Source organism: Mariniflexile sp. AS56 (assembly GCF_030552475.1).
Classification (GTDB): domain Bacteria; phylum Bacteroidota; class Bacteroidia; order Flavobacteriales; family Flavobacteriaceae; genus Mariniflexile.
In genome coordinates this window covers 12181-29914 of the sequence record NZ_JAUPED010000014.1, presented here as the reverse complement: position 1 = coordinate 29914, position 17734 = coordinate 12181, and the positions used below count along the sequence as shown (strand labels likewise).

At 34.2% G+C, this 17734-nt stretch carries 18 protein-coding genes; 13 read left to right on the top strand and 5 right to left on the bottom strand.

The annotated features are described in order from the left end of the window. Positions 1–103: 103 nt before the first annotated feature. The 11 genes from Q5N74_RS15215 (at position 104) to Q5N74_RS15165 (ending at position 10158) form a co-directional block, all read left to right on the top strand. Positions 104–778, top strand: a complete 675-nt coding sequence (locus tag Q5N74_RS15215) for an NAD(P)H-dependent oxidoreductase (protein WP_304389820.1) — start codon at positions 104–106, stop codon at positions 776–778. Positions 779–805: 27 nt separating this feature from the next. Beyond that, a complete protein-coding gene (locus tag Q5N74_RS15210) occupies positions 806–1813 on the top strand; it encodes a zinc-binding alcohol dehydrogenase family protein (RefSeq protein WP_304389819.1) in 1008 nt (335 codons plus the stop codon). 1 nt (position 1814) lies between these two features. After that, complete coding sequence (locus Q5N74_RS15205) at positions 1815–2297, top strand: cupin domain-containing protein (RefSeq protein WP_304389817.1); 483 nt, start codon at positions 1815–1817, stop codon at positions 2295–2297. 150 nt (positions 2298–2447) lie between these two features. Beyond that, positions 2448–3428 carry an LLM class oxidoreductase gene (locus Q5N74_RS15200; RefSeq protein WP_304389816.1) on the top strand — a complete coding sequence of 327 codons (981 nt, stop codon included), beginning with the start codon at positions 2448–2450 and terminating at the stop codon, positions 3426–3428. After that, positions 3421–4245, top strand: coding sequence for an SDR family NAD(P)-dependent oxidoreductase (locus Q5N74_RS15195; protein ID WP_304389815.1), 825 nt, complete (start codon positions 3421–3423; stop codon positions 4243–4245). The genes Q5N74_RS15200 and Q5N74_RS15195 overlap by 8 nt, the downstream gene beginning before the upstream one ends. A 169-nt stretch (positions 4246–4414) precedes the next feature. Further along, positions 4415–5632: a GAF domain-containing sensor histidine kinase gene (locus Q5N74_RS15190; protein WP_304389813.1), complete on the top strand. Its 1218-nt coding sequence runs from the start codon at positions 4415–4417 to the stop codon at positions 5630–5632. A 102-nt stretch (positions 5633–5734) separates the two neighbouring features. Next, positions 5735–6613, top strand: a complete 879-nt coding sequence (locus Q5N74_RS15185) for an AraC family transcriptional regulator (protein WP_304389812.1) — start codon at positions 5735–5737, stop codon at positions 6611–6613. A 99-nt stretch (positions 6614–6712) separates the two neighbouring features. After that, a complete protein-coding gene (locus tag Q5N74_RS15180; RefSeq protein WP_304389810.1) occupies positions 6713–7603 on the top strand; it encodes a nuclear transport factor 2 family protein in 891 nt (296 codons plus the stop codon). A gap of 175 nt (positions 7604–7778) precedes the next feature. Then, complete coding sequence (locus Q5N74_RS15175; RefSeq protein WP_304389809.1) at positions 7779–8771, top strand: YHYH protein; 993 nt, start codon at positions 7779–7781, stop codon at positions 8769–8771. 7 nt (positions 8772–8778) lie between these two features. Continuing rightward, positions 8779–9411 carry a DUF6702 family protein gene (locus tag Q5N74_RS15170; RefSeq protein WP_304389808.1) on the top strand — a complete coding sequence of 211 codons (633 nt, stop codon included), beginning with the start codon at positions 8779–8781 and terminating at the stop codon, positions 9409–9411. Between the two features lie 6 nt (positions 9412–9417). Then, on the top strand, positions 9418–10158 hold the full coding sequence (locus tag Q5N74_RS15165) for a DUF6090 family protein (RefSeq protein ID WP_304389807.1): 741 nt from the start codon (positions 9418–9420) through the stop codon (positions 10156–10158). Between the two features lie 59 nt (positions 10159–10217). Here Q5N74_RS15165 and Q5N74_RS15160 read toward each other — a convergent pair whose 3' ends face one another. Genes Q5N74_RS15160 through Q5N74_RS15145 form a run of 4 tightly spaced genes read right to left on the bottom strand, consistent with a single transcriptional unit; the run spans position 10218 to position 13667 of the window. Next, positions 10218–11378, bottom strand: a complete 1161-nt coding sequence (locus Q5N74_RS15160; protein WP_304389806.1) for an iron-containing alcohol dehydrogenase — start codon at positions 11376–11378, stop codon at positions 10218–10220. Between the two features lie 22 nt (positions 11379–11400). Further along, entirely contained in the window at positions 11401–12399 is a 999-nt protein-coding gene (locus Q5N74_RS15155) for an NADP-dependent oxidoreductase (RefSeq protein WP_304389805.1), read from the bottom strand. Between the two features lie 10 nt (positions 12400–12409). Continuing rightward, on the bottom strand, positions 12410–13042 hold the full coding sequence (locus tag Q5N74_RS15150; RefSeq protein WP_304389803.1) for an NAD(P)H-dependent oxidoreductase: 633 nt from the start codon (positions 13040–13042) through the stop codon (positions 12410–12412). Positions 13043–13079: 37 nt separating this feature from the next. After that, positions 13080–13667 (bottom strand): TetR/AcrR family transcriptional regulator, encoded by a 588-nt coding sequence (locus tag Q5N74_RS15145; RefSeq protein WP_304389802.1) that lies wholly within the window; start codon positions 13665–13667, stop codon positions 13080–13082. A gap of 160 nt (positions 13668–13827) precedes the next feature. Between Q5N74_RS15145 and Q5N74_RS15140 the strand changes: the two genes are divergently transcribed. Together Q5N74_RS15140 and Q5N74_RS15135 are read left to right on the top strand one after the other, a co-directional pair. Continuing rightward, entirely contained in the window at positions 13828–15168 is a 1341-nt protein-coding gene (locus Q5N74_RS15140; RefSeq protein ID WP_304389801.1) for a DEAD/DEAH box helicase, read from the top strand. Positions 15169–15173: 5 nt separating this feature from the next. Then, positions 15174–16487 carry a DEAD/DEAH box helicase gene (locus Q5N74_RS15135; RefSeq protein WP_304389800.1) on the top strand — a complete coding sequence of 438 codons (1314 nt, stop codon included), beginning with the start codon at positions 15174–15176 and terminating at the stop codon, positions 16485–16487. Between the two features lie 11 nt (positions 16488–16498). Here the strand turns inward: Q5N74_RS15135 and Q5N74_RS15130 are convergent, their stop codons facing one another. After that, a complete protein-coding gene (locus Q5N74_RS15130; protein ID WP_304389799.1) occupies positions 16499–17398 on the bottom strand; it encodes an EamA family transporter in 900 nt (299 codons plus the stop codon). Positions 17399–17734: the final 336 nt, after the last annotated feature.

Here is a 17734-nt window from a genome sequence, read left to right as displayed (position 1 = left end):
CATTTTAAATACATGAAACAACTTTGATTGTACCTATATATTTGCATCATCATTTAAACGAAACATATATTTCAACAAAATAATTAGATAAAAACACAAGAAAATGAATACACCAAACATTTCAAAAGAAGCCATAATTAATGCATTTCAATTTAGACACGCTACAAAAGAATTTGATGCCACCAAAACCGTGTCTGATGAAGATATGAGTTTCATTTTAGAAACGGCACATTTATCGCCTAGTTCTTTTGGTTTCGAACCTTGGCATTTTATTGTAGTACAAGATAAAGAATTACGCGAATTATTAAAACCTGTAGCTTGGGGAGCACCTTTAAAACTAGATACGGCAAGCCATTTTGTATTGGGTTTAAGCATGAAAGCGCCTATGGTAAAGCACGATGCAGACTACATTATGCACATGATGAAGGATGTTAAACAATTACCAGCCGATGTCATTGAAATGTATTCTAAATTTTACAGAGAATTTCAAGAAAATGATTTTGATTTAGATACAGACAAAAAATTATTCGATTGGTCTTCAAAACAAACGTACATCGCTTTAGGTAATATGATGACAGCTGCGGCATTAACAGGTATTGATTCTTGCCCTATTGAAGGATTTCACCAAGAAAAAGCAGAAGCATTATTAAAAGACAAATTTGGAGTAGATACCGATAAGTACGGTTTATCATTTATGGCTGCCTTTGGCTATAGAAAAACAGATCCGGAATTTGGAAAATCAAGAAGAAATTTTGAAGATATCGTTACGTTTAAGTAAACAATTCAATTTAAAAAATATAAAAAAATGAAAGCAATAGGATATAAAGAGAACCTTCCAATAGAAGATGTTAACTCATTACAAGACATAGAATTAAAAACACCAAAAGCTACTGGAAAAGATGTTTTAGTAGAAATAAAAGCCATTTCTGTAAATCCAGCAGATTATAAAGTACGAGCAGGAATGCCAGTAGAAGGAGACGATTGGAAAGTTATTGGTTGGGACGCCACAGGAATTGTAAAAGAAGTTGGTGACGATGTCTCTTTATTTAAGGTTGGTGACGAAGTTTGGTATGCTGGCGATTTTACGCGTCCAGGAAGTTATGCGCAATACCAAATAGTAGACGAACGTATTGTTAGTAAAAAACCTTCAAGTTTGTCTTATGCGGAAGCTGCTGCTTTGCCATTAACATCACTTACAGCTTACGAAATGTTGTTTGATAGATTACAAGTTGCAAAGAATGATGCTAGCAAATCTATTTTAGTAATTGGTGCTGCTGGAGGTGTTGGTTCAATATTAGTGCAATTAGCTAAAAAGCTAACAAAACTGAATATTATAGCTACCGCTTCTCGTGAAGAAACTACAGCCTGGTTAAAAGATTTGGGGGCAGACGCTGTTATTAACCACAGAAATAAATTAAGTGAAGAATTAGAGAAATTCAACCTTCCTGCACCAGATTATGTAGTGAGTTTAAACGGAACCGAGCAACACGCAGATGAGATCGTTAAACTAATTAAACCACAAGGTCAATTCGGGTTTATTGACGATCCTAAATCGTTTAACGTCATGCCTTTTAAAGCAAAATCAGTATCAACTCATATCGAGTTTATGTTTACGCGTTCTATGTTTCAAACGGAAGATATAATGGAACAACATAACATTTTAAACGAAGTAGCTACCTTAATAGACAACGGAACCATCAAAACTACTTTAGGTGAACATTTCGGAATCGTTAATGCGGAAAACTTACGTAAAGCACACGCGTTCCTTGAAACAGGAAAGGCAAAGGGTAAAATAGTTTTAGAAGGATTTTAATATGAAAAAGATCAATTTAAATAGGGTTTTAGTATTAACTATGCTAGCTGTTGCATTTACAAGTAACGCAGTAGTCGCTCAAGTAAATACGATAGATTCTGTAGCGACATCCAAAGTGCAACATTTCAATTTTGACGACATGGAATCTGAAACGATTGGTGAAGGCATAAAACGAAAATGGTTTCATGGCGAAAAAGGCCAAATTACTATTTTTAATTTAGAAAAGGGAGCACACATTCCTTGGCACCAGCATCCTAACGAGCAAATAACTTACATCATGTCTGGAAAGGTTAAAATTAAGACCATTTTAGACGGTAAAGAACAATTTGTAGAAGTAGGAGCAGGCGAAGTGATTGTATTCCCAGAAAACGTACCGCATGAGTTTTGGGCTTTAGAAAAAACGGTAGATTTAGATGTGCACGTTCCTGTGCGTCAAGATTGGTTATCTAAAGAGTTGCCGGAGTATCTTAAACAAAGTAAGTAGCGTTTATTTAAATGAATTACAAACTTGAGGTGGGTACTTCCAAAAGAGGAATCGTAACTCTAAATAAAGCATAAATAAATTGTTTATTGATTCATACTAAAAATAAGCCACTATCTCATTGTGGCTTATTTTATATTAATAAAGGTGAAAATGAAAAAATTCGAAAACATAAACAAAGGATACAATAGCATTTTTAAACAAAACGAGCTAAGTATTGGTATTGTGGCACCTATTGAAAATTATTCAACAAGCCAAATACCAAGCATGCAAGACCACTTGCTACGTGTAAAACAAGTTGAAGCATTGGGGTTTAAAGCACTATGGATTAGAGATATCCCATTTAATGTGCCGAATTTTGGAGATGCAGGGCAAACCTTCGATCCGTTTACATATTTAGGTTTTTTAGCAGGTCAAACTTCAAAAATCGCATTAGGTGTTTCTAGTATTGCTTTACCGCTACGCCATCCATTACATGTAGCGAAATCGGCAACAACTATCGATCAACTATCAAACGGGCGCTTACTTTTAGGTGTCGCCTCAGGCGATCGATTCGATGAATATCCAGCTATGGGAATGGATCATGAAAAGCGGGGTGACTTGTTTCGAGAATCTTTCGATTATATTCGGAAAGTACAAAATAATTTTCCGTCTTTTAAAACAGACAACTACGGCAGTTTACAGGGTACTATTGATATGTTACCCAAACCAACCGGACATAAAATTCCATTATTAATGACGGGAAGTAGCCGACAAACATTAGAGTGGAATGCGAAAAATGCGGATGGTTGGATGAATTACCCAAGAGATTTGTACACTCAAAATTACACCATAAAAGGATGGCGCGAGCTTGTTGCAGATACGCATGAGTTTGATAAACCTTTTATGCAGCCCATGTATGTTGATATTCATGAAGATGCTAATTTTAAACCGCAACCTATACATTTAGGGTTTCAATTGGGAATAAATTATTTGTCTGATTATTTAGATAAATTACGAAGTATTGGTGTTAATCATCTCGCTTTAAATTTAAGATTTAATACCATGGATATTAATGACACTTTAGAACGTATTGCAGCACATGTATTACCAGAATTTCATTCAACAGAAAAACAAATAGAACATCATGAATAAAACGATACTAATTACAGGAAGTACAGACGGCATAGGGAAATTAACAACTTTAAAATTGGCTAAAGATGGCCATAGCATTTATGTGCATGGTAGGAGTAAGACTAAAGTTTTAGGTTTAATTACTGAGTTGAAAGAAGCTTCAAAAAACAACAATATTAAAGGGTTTGTTGCCGATTTTTCAGATTTAAAAGCCGTTACAAAAATGGCTGAACAGATTAAAAATGAAATTCCTAAAATAGATGTATTAATTAATAATGCAGGTGTTTTCAAAAGCAATACGAGTCAAAATAGCCAAGGTTTAGATATTAGAATGGTGGTGAATTATTTAGCACCTTACGTACTAACGAATGCGATACTTTCAATTATTAAAAAATCGGAAGCACCACGTATCATCAATGTAAGTTCTGCAGCTCAAGCACCCGTTTCACCCGCTGTTTTAAGCGGTGCAGAGCAAGAGTCTGAAAACAATACTTATGCACAAAGTAAACTTGCTTTAACTATGTGGAGTTTCCATTTAGCAAAACAAAATAAAGATATTACCGTAATTGCCGTAAATCCTGGCTCTTTGTTAAATACAAAAATGGCAAACGAAGCTTACGGACAATTTTGGTCGCCAGCGGAAAAAGGTGTTACTATTTTATATGATTTGGGGACATCTGAGGCTTACAAAAACGACACAGGCAAATACTTTGATAATGACAAGGGAGAAATTAAAGGTAATTTTTCTGAAGCACATCCAGACGCTTATAATTCTGAAAAAAATAATTCACTTATCGATTTGACTAACAATGTATTAACAGAAAATGGAGGCTTGTAAGAAAACGAAGCGTTGTAACGCATATTTGATTTTTTTATTGCCTGTTATTATTCATCAATGTTAAATATTTAAAAAAAAAGTAAATAAAAGATTGCTTTACACGCTAAAATTTAAGAACTTTCTTGCAAAAATTAATTACTACAAAGAGTTCAACCCTGAAATCTAAAGAATGAAAAAAGCACCCCTTCCTGAAAATGAGGTAAAACGACTTGAAGCTTTAAATAGTTATCATATTTTGGATACTTTTCCAGAAGAAGAGTATGATAATATCACAAAAATAGCATCAGAAATTTGTGATACACCGATGGCCTTAGTTTCATTAGTTGATACCGAAAGACAATGGTTTAAATCACATCATGGTCTAGGTGCCACTGAAACCCATAGAGATTATGCGTTTTGTGCCCATACCATTTTAGAACCTGATAATTTATTTATAGTATCAGATGCCACGAAGGATGAGCGTTTTTTCGATAACCCATTAATAACGGGAGATCCTCATGTTGCTTTTTATGCTGGAGCCCCCCTAAACACATCTGATGGATTTTCATTAGGCACTTTATGTGTTGTCGATACCAAGCCCAGAGAACCTTTAACAGAAGGGCAGAAGTCATCTTTAAAAGCCTTGGCGAATCAAGTTATGGTTTTGTTGGAATTGAGGCGAAAAAATATGAAATTAGAGCATGCCAATAATGAAATTTCGAGATTAAATGATCAATTAAGTCATTTCGCATACCGTTTAACGCACGATTTAAAAACTCCCATTAGAGGTATTAACGCGTTGGTCGCTTTTATTAAACAAGATCATGCCGATTTATTTAAAGACACGAAGGTCGAGGACATGATTGAACTTATTTATTCAAGGTCTAAGTACATGGATACTTTAATAGGTGATATTCTAGAATATACTAAAGTGAATAATGCAGATATTCATTTTGAAAAATTCAGTGTAAGATACTTGATAGAGAATGTTTTAATAAATTGCGATGTAGAAAAAGTGATTAAAGTGTACATGGAAAATGTAGATGTAGAAATTATACATTCTAGTATTTCTTTTGTTCAAATTTTTCAAAATTTACTCCTTAATTCTAGACAGTTTAATGATAAAGAAACCTGTGAAGTACAAATTAAATTAATAGAAGAGAAAGATTACTATCGCTTTATTTATGAAGATAATGGCCCTGGTATCCCTAGAAAATACTGGGAAAAAGTTTTTGTTATGTTCGAAACTTTAGATGAAGGAAGTAATAATAACACAGGCATAGGTTTAGCAACCGTTAAATCGATTATTACAAGATTAGGAGGAAGTATTACCATTAAAAATAGAGACGACCATAAAACGGGTGTCTGTTTTGATTTTACAGTTGAAAAGAATAATATGGTAGTTTAAAAACTATAGTTTCTTAAAAAATTCAATTTAAGGAATTTCTATTTTGTTAGTTAAGAATGAAACCTAAGATATTTTGCTTTAAATTTGAATGTTATAAAAAACATGCAAAAAGACATTCCAAATATTACGTTCAATTCTACAAAACCTGATAATAAAGGAATCGAGATATTAACGATTGAAAGTCTTTCTATTCGGAAAAACGATATCCTTCATAATCCTGAAAAGGCACATCAAGTTGCTTTTAATATGATTGTTTTTTATACCGCAGGGGCAACCCAACAACTAGTCGATTTTGTGTGGCACGAGGTTAAAAAAAATACTATAATTCACCTCGCTAAAGGACAAATTAATACGTTTCAGTTTACTGAGGGCCTAAAAGGCTACATTCTGCTATTTACAGATGATTATTTAAAAAAACAAATTCATTCACTTCCAGAAAATGAAATGATTCGGTTGTTTAACTCCCATTTGTTTTCTCCTAAAATTCAAGTTCCAGAAGCATCGAACGTGCCCACGTATTTTGAATTATTCTACGAAGAATATTCAAATACAAATGAAGATTACAACCAAGAAAACACCTATAACGCCTTACATTCCATTCTTTTTTCCAAATTAGAGCGCTTAAAGCAATATCAAACAGTTCATTTAAAACGTTCGGATAAATTGAACACGTTTTTAAATTTTAAAGCACTTTTAGAAGACCATTTTAATAAAAATAGAAATGCCGATTTTTATGCCCATACTTTAAATATCACCTATAAACATCTAAATAGTATTTGTAAAGACATTATAAAAGTCACCGCAAAACAATTTATTGATGCTTTTGTAATTTTGGAAGCCAAACGGTTACTTATAAATTCTGAAATAAAAAGTACCGAATTGGCCTATTCTTTAGGCTTTGAAGAACCCACTAATTTTGTGAAATATTTTAAAAAACATACAGGATTAACCCCTAATAGCTTTAAAAAAGACTACATATAGTAGTTTAGGTTCGATATTTACCATTTTAAAATCCAAATTCACCTTTAGTAAAAGGCATCGCTGCTGTAATTTTGTCCTCATAATTATTAACATTAATATATGAAGCAAACACTTTTAGCATTATCACTAGTTGTAACATTAGGATCTTGCAAATCGGAAAAAAAAGAAACATTAGCAATAAACAACAAAACAGGAATTAAAATGGAAACAGTAACAAATCTATCTAACAAGGACAAGACATTAGCAGTTTTAAAAAGTATTGAAACTGGAGATCAAAAAGCGGTAACTTATATCAACCCAAATAACTACATACAGCATAACCTTGCAGTGGCAGATGGTTTAGCTGGCTTTGGTGAATTGCTACATCATGCTCCAGAAGGCGGTTTTAAAGTAAATACTATTAGAGCCTTTCAAGATGGAGATTACGGATTTACTCAAACAAGTTATGATTTTTTCGGACCAAAAATTGGTTTTGATGTATTTCGTTTTGAAAACGGACAAATTGTAGAACATTGGGATAATTTAATTGAAGTTTTACCAGCAAATCCTAGTGGTCGCACTCAAACGGATGGCACAACCGAAATTACCGATTTAGATAAAACAGAAGCCAACAAAACACTAGTTTCAAACTTTGTGAGTGATATTCTTGTGCAGGGTAAAATGGAAAAATTAGCAAGCTATTTTGATGGCGATAATTACCTACAACACAATCCAAATATTGCAGACGGTTTATCCGGCTTAGGAAAAGGCTTAGAAGCAATGGCGAAGCAGGGTATTACTATGGAGTTTAAAACAATTCATAAAGTATTAGGACAAGGTAATTTTGTATTAGCAATTAGTGAAGGCACGTTTGCAGGACAACCAACTTCCTACTACGATTTATTTCGAGTTGAAAATAACAAAATAGCAGAACATTGGGATGTTATGGAGACTATTACTCCTGATGCTGATAGAAAAAACACCAATGGGAAATTCAACTTTCCTAAGTAATTTTTTTTTTAGTAAATATAAAAAAGGTTCTCTTAATTAAGAGAACCTTTTTGTTTTTGGGCTAGTAAATTCAGAGAAGTCTAGACATCGCTAGTACATTTCTTTAAAAATCAAGATTACAGCGCAAGTTTTTTTTAGATACTGCATCTAAAATTAAAACCATAAAAATAATACCATGAATTTTAAAATTAAAGTAGAAGCCATTGTCCTTTCAATACTTATGTTAAGTATCGTGAGTTGTATAAGTTGCAGTGATAGTGACACTAAAACAACAGAAAATGTTAGTGATTCTACTATTTTGAATGTAGACGCTTCGTTATTCTTAACAAGTACTTCCGCCGTAACTATTACAACAGTACCATGTACACTTTCCGATGGTACAAGTACAGATTGTTATAAAATTGTTGCAACAAGTACACCTTCAGATCATGAAATGGGGCCTTGGTGTCCTATTAATATTTCAGATGATGCCTCTGCAGGAGGTATTTGGTTAGAAAATGGCCAAGTGTATGATGTGGATGGTGCCTTTATAAAAAATATGGCAACATTTTACAACGATACCAATTGGCATATGTATGATGCTAATGGCGCTATTTATAAAACAGAAACACAAGAAGACTGTGCTAATGCCGCCAACCCAAATGTTGGGGTAGAATACGAAAACTTCTGTGTTGAATGCTTACCATCCTATGTTGCGGGTTTAACCCAAACGTACTATATACCCGTTACTCCTGTTAAGCAGGCGACTGCCACTAATTTTGGCGGCGGACCTCCAGGAAGAGGAGATGCTGGTCCATCACAACGCGGTATTGCTTTTAACGGGGTTGTTTTTGATGCTCCTGCACCAACGGATGCTATTTTAGGAGCGTACACTTTAGCACCTTTTGATGATGCAGGTGGTCACATTAATTTTAATGCCGGGTATCACTACCATGCTGCCACTGGAGTATCTACCCAAATAGCACAAGCAGATACACATGCGGCTATGATAGGCTATGCCTTAGATGGTCATGGTTTATACGCACAATTAGATGCCAATGACTCTGAACCAACAGATTTAGATGCCTGTAGAGGACATTATGACGCTATTAGAGGTTATCATTATCACGCCGATGCTCCAGGAAATAACAACTTTATAAATTGTTTATACGGTGCTTACGCCAATTAAATCTAGAATGATGTTTAGAAAAAGTATGTTAGTTATTTCGCTACTTATTACCATGGTAGCTCAAGCACACCAGCCAGATGTTTCAACAACGATGTTGGTGGAGAAGGAAAATAACACGTGGGTTTTACAAATAAGTGCTTCATTAACTGCTTTTCAGCAAGAAATAAGAACACATTTTGCTGAGACACCGTATAAAACTCCCGAGGAGTTTCAACAAATGGTGATTACACACATAAAAAATAACCTTGAAATTAGCTTTAATGGTGGTAATAAAATCACCCTAGGCAAAGGCTTTGTGAAATTAGGTCATGAAACAAAGGTGGTTTTTGAAGTAGTGGGTGTCCCGCTAGACATGCAGTCTGTTGTAGTTAAGAATAGTGCTTTTAAAGATATTTTTAAAAATCAAAGCGCCTTGGTATTACTTAAAAATGGCTTTAATAAAGAGCATTTTGTTTTAAATGATGCCAATAACCACACCTTAAACTTGGAAGTGCAAACTAATAAGTTTGTAGAAAAAACAGACAGTCAAGCCGCTTCGTTTCCTTCAGAATATGGATACTTTTTGATTGCTATTTTATTGGCCAGTTTGGGTGTTGCTTTTGTTATTAAAAAAAATAATGCGAAGCGTATATCAATTTAATGCCCTATGATAAAAATCTTCAGAAAAATTAGGCAGCGTTTGCTAACAGAAAGCAAATTTGGTAATTATTTTGTTTATGCTTTAGGTGAAATATTTCTTGTAGTTATAGGTATTTTAATTGCGCTAAAAATTAATAACTGGAATGAAATTCATAAAACGGATAAAGTGAGAAATGGTTATTATAGCCAACTTTTACAGGATTTAGAAAAGGACAAGATTTACATTAATACCATCAAAAAAAAGATGGATTCGAGTGTGTTAAAGTATAACGACTACCGAGACTCATTTAATAAACCGAATTTAACTGCTGTTGAAATTCTTCATAATCAAAATAAATTGAATTATAAATCGAAACTAATTCGGTTTCATTCCAATACCATTTCAACTTTAGAAAATACCGGCGATATAAAATTATTACCTTCAGAAATAAGGAATATTTTAATTGATTTGAAACAACTACAAGAACTTACTATAAAAACAGCTGAGTTTAATGATCAAGGTAAAGCCGAATTATTAAGAAGCGCTATGATAGAATATGGCAGTATGGATTTGATTGAAAGTCGCGATAATCAATCAAAATTAGCGACCTTTTATAACAATGAGCATATTCGATTTAAAAAAATCATGTCGTTAGAAGCGGCACAACAAGTGAAAAATGATTCAGAAAGAGATATTGTTGAGTCGTTTGAACAAATGTTAATTGAGATTGACCGAATTACAAACCTCATTCAACAAAAATTAAACTAAAAAAAAGCCTGTAAATAATGGATTTACAGGCTTTTTTAAATTTATATTGTGTGTATGGACTAGTAAGCCATTTTTACAATTTTCTCCACTTTATCTGGAGATAATGTTTGGTGTTCTCCTAATGCTACCCAACCACGATCTGTAAAACGTTGTGCTATTTTTTCAGCAGTACCGTTATAATCTTTGGTGTAATCAGATAACTTAGTGTCGATTCCTAATTCATTAAAAAAGGCTTCTGTTCTTTCAATAGCAGCATGTGCTTTTTCATCAAGACTACCTTCAGTAATGTTCCAAACACGTTCACCGTATTGTGCTAATTTTTCTTTTTTAGCTTCAAAATTGAACTTGTAATGACTTGGAGCAATCACCGCCAATGTACGGGCGTGGTCTATACCAAATAACGCGGTAAGTTCGTGTCCAATAGCATGTACAGCCCAATCTGTTGGGACTCCTTTTTGAATTAAACCATTAAGTGCCATGGTACAACTCCACATAAAATCTGCCGTTGCTGTATAATCTGTAGGGTCTTTTAATACTTTAGGAGCTACTTCAATTAACGTTTGTAAAATACTTTCAGCAAATCGATCTTGTAAAGACGCACCAATAGGGTAGGTCATGTATTGCTCTAAAACGTGTGTAAATGCATCCGTGATTCCGTTAGCTAATTGACGTTCTGGAATAGAAGCAATTACTTTTGGATCTAACACTGAAAACTCTGGAAACAAACCTGGGCCACCCATGGCTAATTTTTCTTGAGTTTCGGCTCTAGTAATCACAGCACCAGAATTCATTTCAGATCCCGTTGCAGGCAAGGTTAAAACCGTTCCAAAAGGCATGCCTTTTTCAGTTCGTATATTCTTAGTTAAAATATCCCAAGGAGTTTCACCTTCAAACAAAGCTGCAGAAGATAAAAACTTGGTACCATCAATCACAGATCCACCACCAACAGCTAGTAAATAGGTGATGTTTTCATCTTTAATTACTTTTAAAGCTTCCATTAAAACCGCATATTCCGGATTTGCAGGGATGCCTCCAAATTCAACCGTTTCAAACTGCGATAAAGCTGCTTTTACTTGGTTATAAACACCGTTTTTTTTGATGCTTCCACCACCATAAAGCACTAATACTTTAGCGTTTTCAGGGATTTCAGTTGCTATTTTCTCTATAGTATCTTTACCAAAAATAATTTTGGTAGGATTTTTAAATTCAAAATTGTTCATTCTCTTTTTCTTTTTAAATAATTTATATTTTAACAATCATTTTACCATTGTTTTTACCTTCGAATAAATCGATAAAAGCATGAGGGATATGATCAAAACCATCAACAACCGTTTCTGTATATGTTAGTTTGTTTTCTGCTAACCAATCTGCTAAATGTTGCATTGCTTCCGGGAATTTTTCAGCATAATTAGAAACAATAAATCCTTGCATTAAAGCACTGTTTTTCACAAGGAAAGGTTGCACACTTATACTTGTAGGCAACTCGGTATCGTTATAAACCGAAATAGCACCACAAACAATGATTCTTGCAAACCTGTTGATATTAAATAGTACCGCATCGGAAATGGGTCCGCCTACATTATCAAAATAAATATCGACTCCCTGTGGTGCCGCTTTAGCAATGTCTGCTTTTATATCTTTACTTGTGTTGTAATTGATACCTGCATCAAAACCAAATTGAGATTTAAGCACCTCTATTTTTTCGTCTGTACCAGCAATTCCAATAACAGTAAGACCAAGTATTTTACCAATTTGCCCCACAATGCTTCCAACAGCACCAGCAGCACCAGAAACCACTAAAGTTTCACCAGCAACCGGTTTACCTATTTGGTTAAGTCCTAAATATGCGGTTAAACCAGTCATTCCTAAAACACCTAAATAAGCGCTTAAAGACGCTTTAGAGCCATCTACTTTTAAAAGGCCCTCGCCAGTAGATACTTGTTTTGTTTTCCAACTTAACATGCCCGAAACAAAATCACCTTCTTTAAAGTTTTTGTTTTTAGATTCAATGACTTTAGCTATAACACCAGACTGTATGGGTTTGTTTAATTCAAAAGAAGGGATGTATGATTTAGCAGCGCTCATGCGTCCTCTTAAATAAGGATCTACAGATACATAGGCCGTTTCTAAAAGTATGTCGCCTTCATTTATTTTTAACTCGGTTTCCTCTGTTACAAATTCAAAATCTGAAAGCGTTGGTTTTCCTTCTGGTCTATTCTTTAATAAAATGGTCTTAATCATGATCTTTTTTTTAGTCTATTACGGTTACTAAATCTTCAGTAGGTTTTCTCACTTTTACTAAGTTCACTAACCAATCTGCATCCTCTTGTCTATAACCAACTGGTAATAAAACAGCACTACGCAAACCTTTTTCACGTAAACCTAAAATACTGTCTACAGCATCTGGGTCAAAACCTTCTACAGGAGTTGTATCTACACCCTCAAAAGCAGCAGCGGTAATGGCTTGAGAAAATGCAATGTAAGCTTGTTTTGCAGCATGATTAAAGTTTTCTTCTGCATCTTTTTGCGGATATGAACTTAATAACATCTGGCGATAATTTTCCCAACCTTCATTTTTAAATCCGCGAATGTCGTTTGTTAAATCGAACATATAATTAATACGTTCTGCTGTGTAGGTATCCCAAGCCGCAAAAACAAGTAAGTGCGAACAGTCTGTAATAACCGATTGATTCCAAGCCACCGGTCTAATTTTCTCTTTAACTTCTTGATTTTTAATCACAAAAATTTCGAAAGGTTGTAAGCCACTTGAAGTAGGAGCCAAACGTGCCGCTTCTAAAATTCTATCTATTTTATCTTCAGAAACTTTTTTTCCGTTCATGGCTTTCGCCGCATATCTCCACTTTAATTTGTCTAATAATTCCATATTGTTTATTCTATTTCAGTTCTTATTATTTTAAATATTAATGTTTGCATGTTTTAATACTGCTCCAAGCAGATTGATATGCTTCTTCCAAATGTGTTTTATCTAGTTTGAAAGATCCTCGTTTTTGTGCCATCATTAAAAATGATAATGGGTTTATTGAATAGGCATATAAAATATAATCTGATAAAGGTTTTATAATACCTTCCGCTTTACCACGTGCCCAAAGGTCGAGTAGGGGTTGTAAATGCTTTATACCTTCTTGTCTGCTTTCCTCTTCAATCATAGGTGTATTATCACACTGTGCTAAAAACATAGCGTGTTCACATTCTTGAAGTTTAAAATCGGCAATACGCTTCCAAATGATTTCAAAACCAGCTTCAACAGACATTGTAGCGTCATAAGTTTCAAAAGCATAATTGGTGTATTCTGACTTTACATCGATGTATGTTTGGTTGACCAAATCTTGCTTATTTTCAAAATACAAATAGATGGTTGCAGGCGATACATTTGCTAGTTTGGCAATTTTACTCATAGGTGTAGCATGGAAACCGTTGTTGTTTACCAAGTCTATTGTTGCTCTAACTAAAGCGTTACGCTTTTCTATGCTTTTTTGAAGTTTTGCCATGGTTATTATTAATTTCTATGCAAAGATATAAAAAATGAACGTTCATTCTTTTTTTTTAACAAAGATTTATAAAATGGTTTTAAATGCTCGCTAAAAATAAAATACCAATAACAACTGTTCCAAAGAATAAGGAAGTTACCTTTGCAAAAATATTTTTTTTATGTCCAAACTATTTTCTGATTTAGGAATTAATCAGTCTCTACAACAAAGTCTAGCCGATTTACAAATTTCTGTACCCACCGATATTCAAGAAAAGGCCATTCCTGTTGTGCTTAACAACAAAGAAGACCTTGTTGCATTGGCAAAAACCGGAACTGGTAAAACGGCTGCATTCGGCTTGCCTTTACTACAATTGATAGATGTTGAAAATACAAGTGTTCAAGCTGTAATATTAGCACCTACCAGAGAATTAGGGCAACAAATACATAGTAATTTAGTTTCTTTTGCATCGCACAGCAGCGCCATTTCAGTGGCATCGGTATGCGGAGGTATCCCTATAAAACCACAAATAGAACGTTTAAAAACAGCTACCCACGTGGTTGTGGCAACACCAGGGCGTTTGGTCGATTTAATAAACCGTGGTGCCATCAACCTTAAAAACGTTGCGTATTTAGTCTTGGATGAGGCCGATGAAATGGTAAGTGCTTTAAAAGATGATTTAGATCTTATTATTAAAGAAATTCCTAAATCGAGAAGAACCTTATTATTCACTGCGACCATGCCAGGTGCCATCAAACAATTGGTGCAAAATTACATGTCTAAACATGTGATACAGGTGGAAGCAGATATGTCTACCATGGGACATCAAGGAATCGATCATCACTATGTAGTGGTAGAACCTATTGAAAAACTAGAGGTGTTACTTCATTTTTTAAATTCAAAAGAAGGACAACGTGGTATCATTTTTTGTAAAACCAAAGCAGCGGTTAATAAATTAGCCAAAAATTTAGCTATTAATAAATTCTCGTCTGGGGCACTTCACGGTAGCTTATCTCAAGGGATTCGTGACCGTATTATGGGGCAATTTAGAGAAGGGTTTATAGATATTTTGGTAGCAACCGATTTAGCTGCTAGAGGAATTGACGTTAAAGAAATAGCTTATGTGGTGAATTACCATTTACCAGACACCTATGATGCTTATGTGCATAGAAGCGGACGTACAGCAAGAGCAGGAGCAAAGGGGCTTTCATTAACTATTTTACAACAAGAAGAAGTTGTAGATATCGCCGATTTTGAACAAGAATTGGGCATTGTTTTTAATGAATTTAAAAAAGCCGATGCACAAAGCATTGAAGAAAATAACGGTTTATTATGGGCGAAAAAAATATTTAAAACCAAACCGAATCGTGAGGTATCTGAAGATTTTAAAGCTAAAATCAAAACGATATTTCATCATTTAACAAAAGAAGAACTAGTCGATAAAATATTAGCAAATTACTTAGCTCAAACTGGTACAGAAACTCTAACACCAGAAGTGACTAAAAAGACTAAAAAGAAATAATCATTATGGCAAATAGCATTAAAAATCAAGAGGATATTTTAGCAAAATTAAATATTGAAGCTTTAAACCCGATGCAGGAGGAAGCTGTTTCCGTTATTGAAACAACAACAAACACCATTATATTATCGCCTACTGGAACAGGTAAAACTTTGGCGTTTTCATTGCCATTATTGAATGTTTTGGATCCAGAATCGGACGAAGTACAGGCTTTAATATTAGTACCTTCAAGAGAATTGGCTATTCAAATTGAACAGGTGATTCGTTCTATGGGGTCTGGTTATAAAGTAAACGCGGTTTATGGAGGTAGACCCATGTCTAAAGACAAAATTGAAATTAAACATAACCCAGCTATTTTAATTGGAACACCAGGTAGAATATTAGACCACTTTACAAGCGATCGTTTTTCTAAATCTAGTATAAAAACACTGATTTTGGATGAGTTTGATAAATCGTTAGAAGATGGTTTTGAGGAAGAAATGAAAGCAATTATAGGTCATATTCCTAACGTAAATAAACGCATTTTAACCTCTGCTACACAGGCTGTTAAAGTGCCAGGTTTTGTGCGATTGGACAAACCATATACTATTAACTATTTAAAAGAAAAAACGGCATCAAAGTTAACCATCAAAACCGTGGTGTCTCCAGATAAAAACAAGTTAAAAACCTTGTTGGAATTACTACAGCATATAGGTAATGAGCCAGGTATTATTTTCTGTAATTTAAGAGATAGTATTGATGAGGTGAGTCGTTTTTTAACACGTAATAAAGTGAGTCATTCCTGTTTTTCAGGTGGTATGGAGCAAAAAGACAGAGAGCGTTCTCTTATTAAATTTAGAAACGGAACAAGTCAAGTACTTATTTCAACCGATTTGGCAGCACGTGGTATTGATATCCCAGAAATGGGTTATATTATTCATTACGAATTACCTAAACATGAAGAAGAGTTTATTCACAGAAACGGTAGAACCGCTCGAGTAAATGCTAAAGGCACCGCTTATATATTAAAATGGCAAAAGGAATTGTTGCCTGAGTTTATTAAAAATATTAAGGGTATTAACGTTTCGAAGAAAGCCCCTGTTACGCCACAAATGTGGGAAACTTTATTTATTTCAGGGGGTAGAAAAGATAAAATATCAAAAGGAGATATCGCTGGTTTATTTATTAAACAAGGTGGTATTGATAACGACCAATTAGGTACTATAGAATTAAAACCAGATTGTGCTTTTGTAGCTGTTCCTTATGCTATGGCAGATGCGTTGGTAGAAAAATTAAATAATACCCGATTAAAAAAGAAAAAAGTACGCGTTACTATTTTATAAAGTAGCGCGTTCTAGGTATACAGTATTAAAAACACCCCAACCAAAATACCAGCTAGCGGAACTAATTTTTTTCGTTTGTTTTTCTCTTTAAAAATTAAGCCACCAGCAACTACGGCTATAATGATTTGGCTACGTTTTATAGCTGAAAGTAACATGATTAGGGCTTCAGGGTCTTGCAAAGCTTTAAAGTAAAAATAGTCTGCTACTTGCAATAAAATACCAACCATGGGAATCGTCCAACGCCATTTGAAATCTTTACGTTTTTCAGCATGTGGAAACCAGGTAATTGTTAAAATAACGAGTAAAATAAGTACGGTATAAAAGCAAAACCAGAAGAGCAAGGTTTGCGGATTTAAACTTAAAGTTTGAATCAAAAACTTATCGTACAAACCACTCGATGCCCCTAAAAAAGTAGCTGCAACAATGGCAACAATCCATTTGTTTCTTTTAAAATGGATTCCTTCTTTCTTGCCTATTTTTGAATAGAGCATCACCGAAAAAATTATAAGAAAAAAACCAATCCATTGCCAAAAGTTTGGCTTTTCTTGGTAAATAGTTATGGCGCCAATAAAGGTGAAAAAAGGACCTGCCGATCGGATAGGCGTAACAATAGTAATTGGTAAATGCTTTAAAGCTTGATACGCCAACACCCAAGACGCTGCCATGATAGCCGATTTAATGGCTATAAAACCATGAGTTTCCCAAGGTATATCGGTAATATAAAAGCCAATATGCGCCATATAGTCTGGAGCAAATTTCGAGCCTATATAAATAGGTAGTATTAATAAAAACCCAGAAGAAACGGTCCCTAAAAGAACAGGGAACACTTCATTGCCCTGTACGGCATGTTTTTTACATAAGTTGTGTAATCCTAAAAATAAAGCAGCTAAAAGTCCTAAGTACATCCACATAATGCGCGCGAAGATACTAGTTTATTAAGGAATGGCTCTAAAAATTTGTAGTTAAAGAACATGGTCCAAGCCCGTGTAGTAATTGATTTACTTCTAGTTTTTCAATAGAAATGAAGTCGATAAAACAGTTCCACTTTAAAAACAACACCATCTTCAAAACGTTCATTCTTCAAAATCGTTTTTAGGAGTATTGGTGTAGGTTAAATTTATAACGTCGAAGTAATTCTGAGAATTGGCTTGAATAAAAAAGGAACTAAACAAAAAATACAACTCTATACAAGAACCTTCATGAAATCTCGTCGATAAAACCACCCTTTCTGTATAGTCAATACCCTA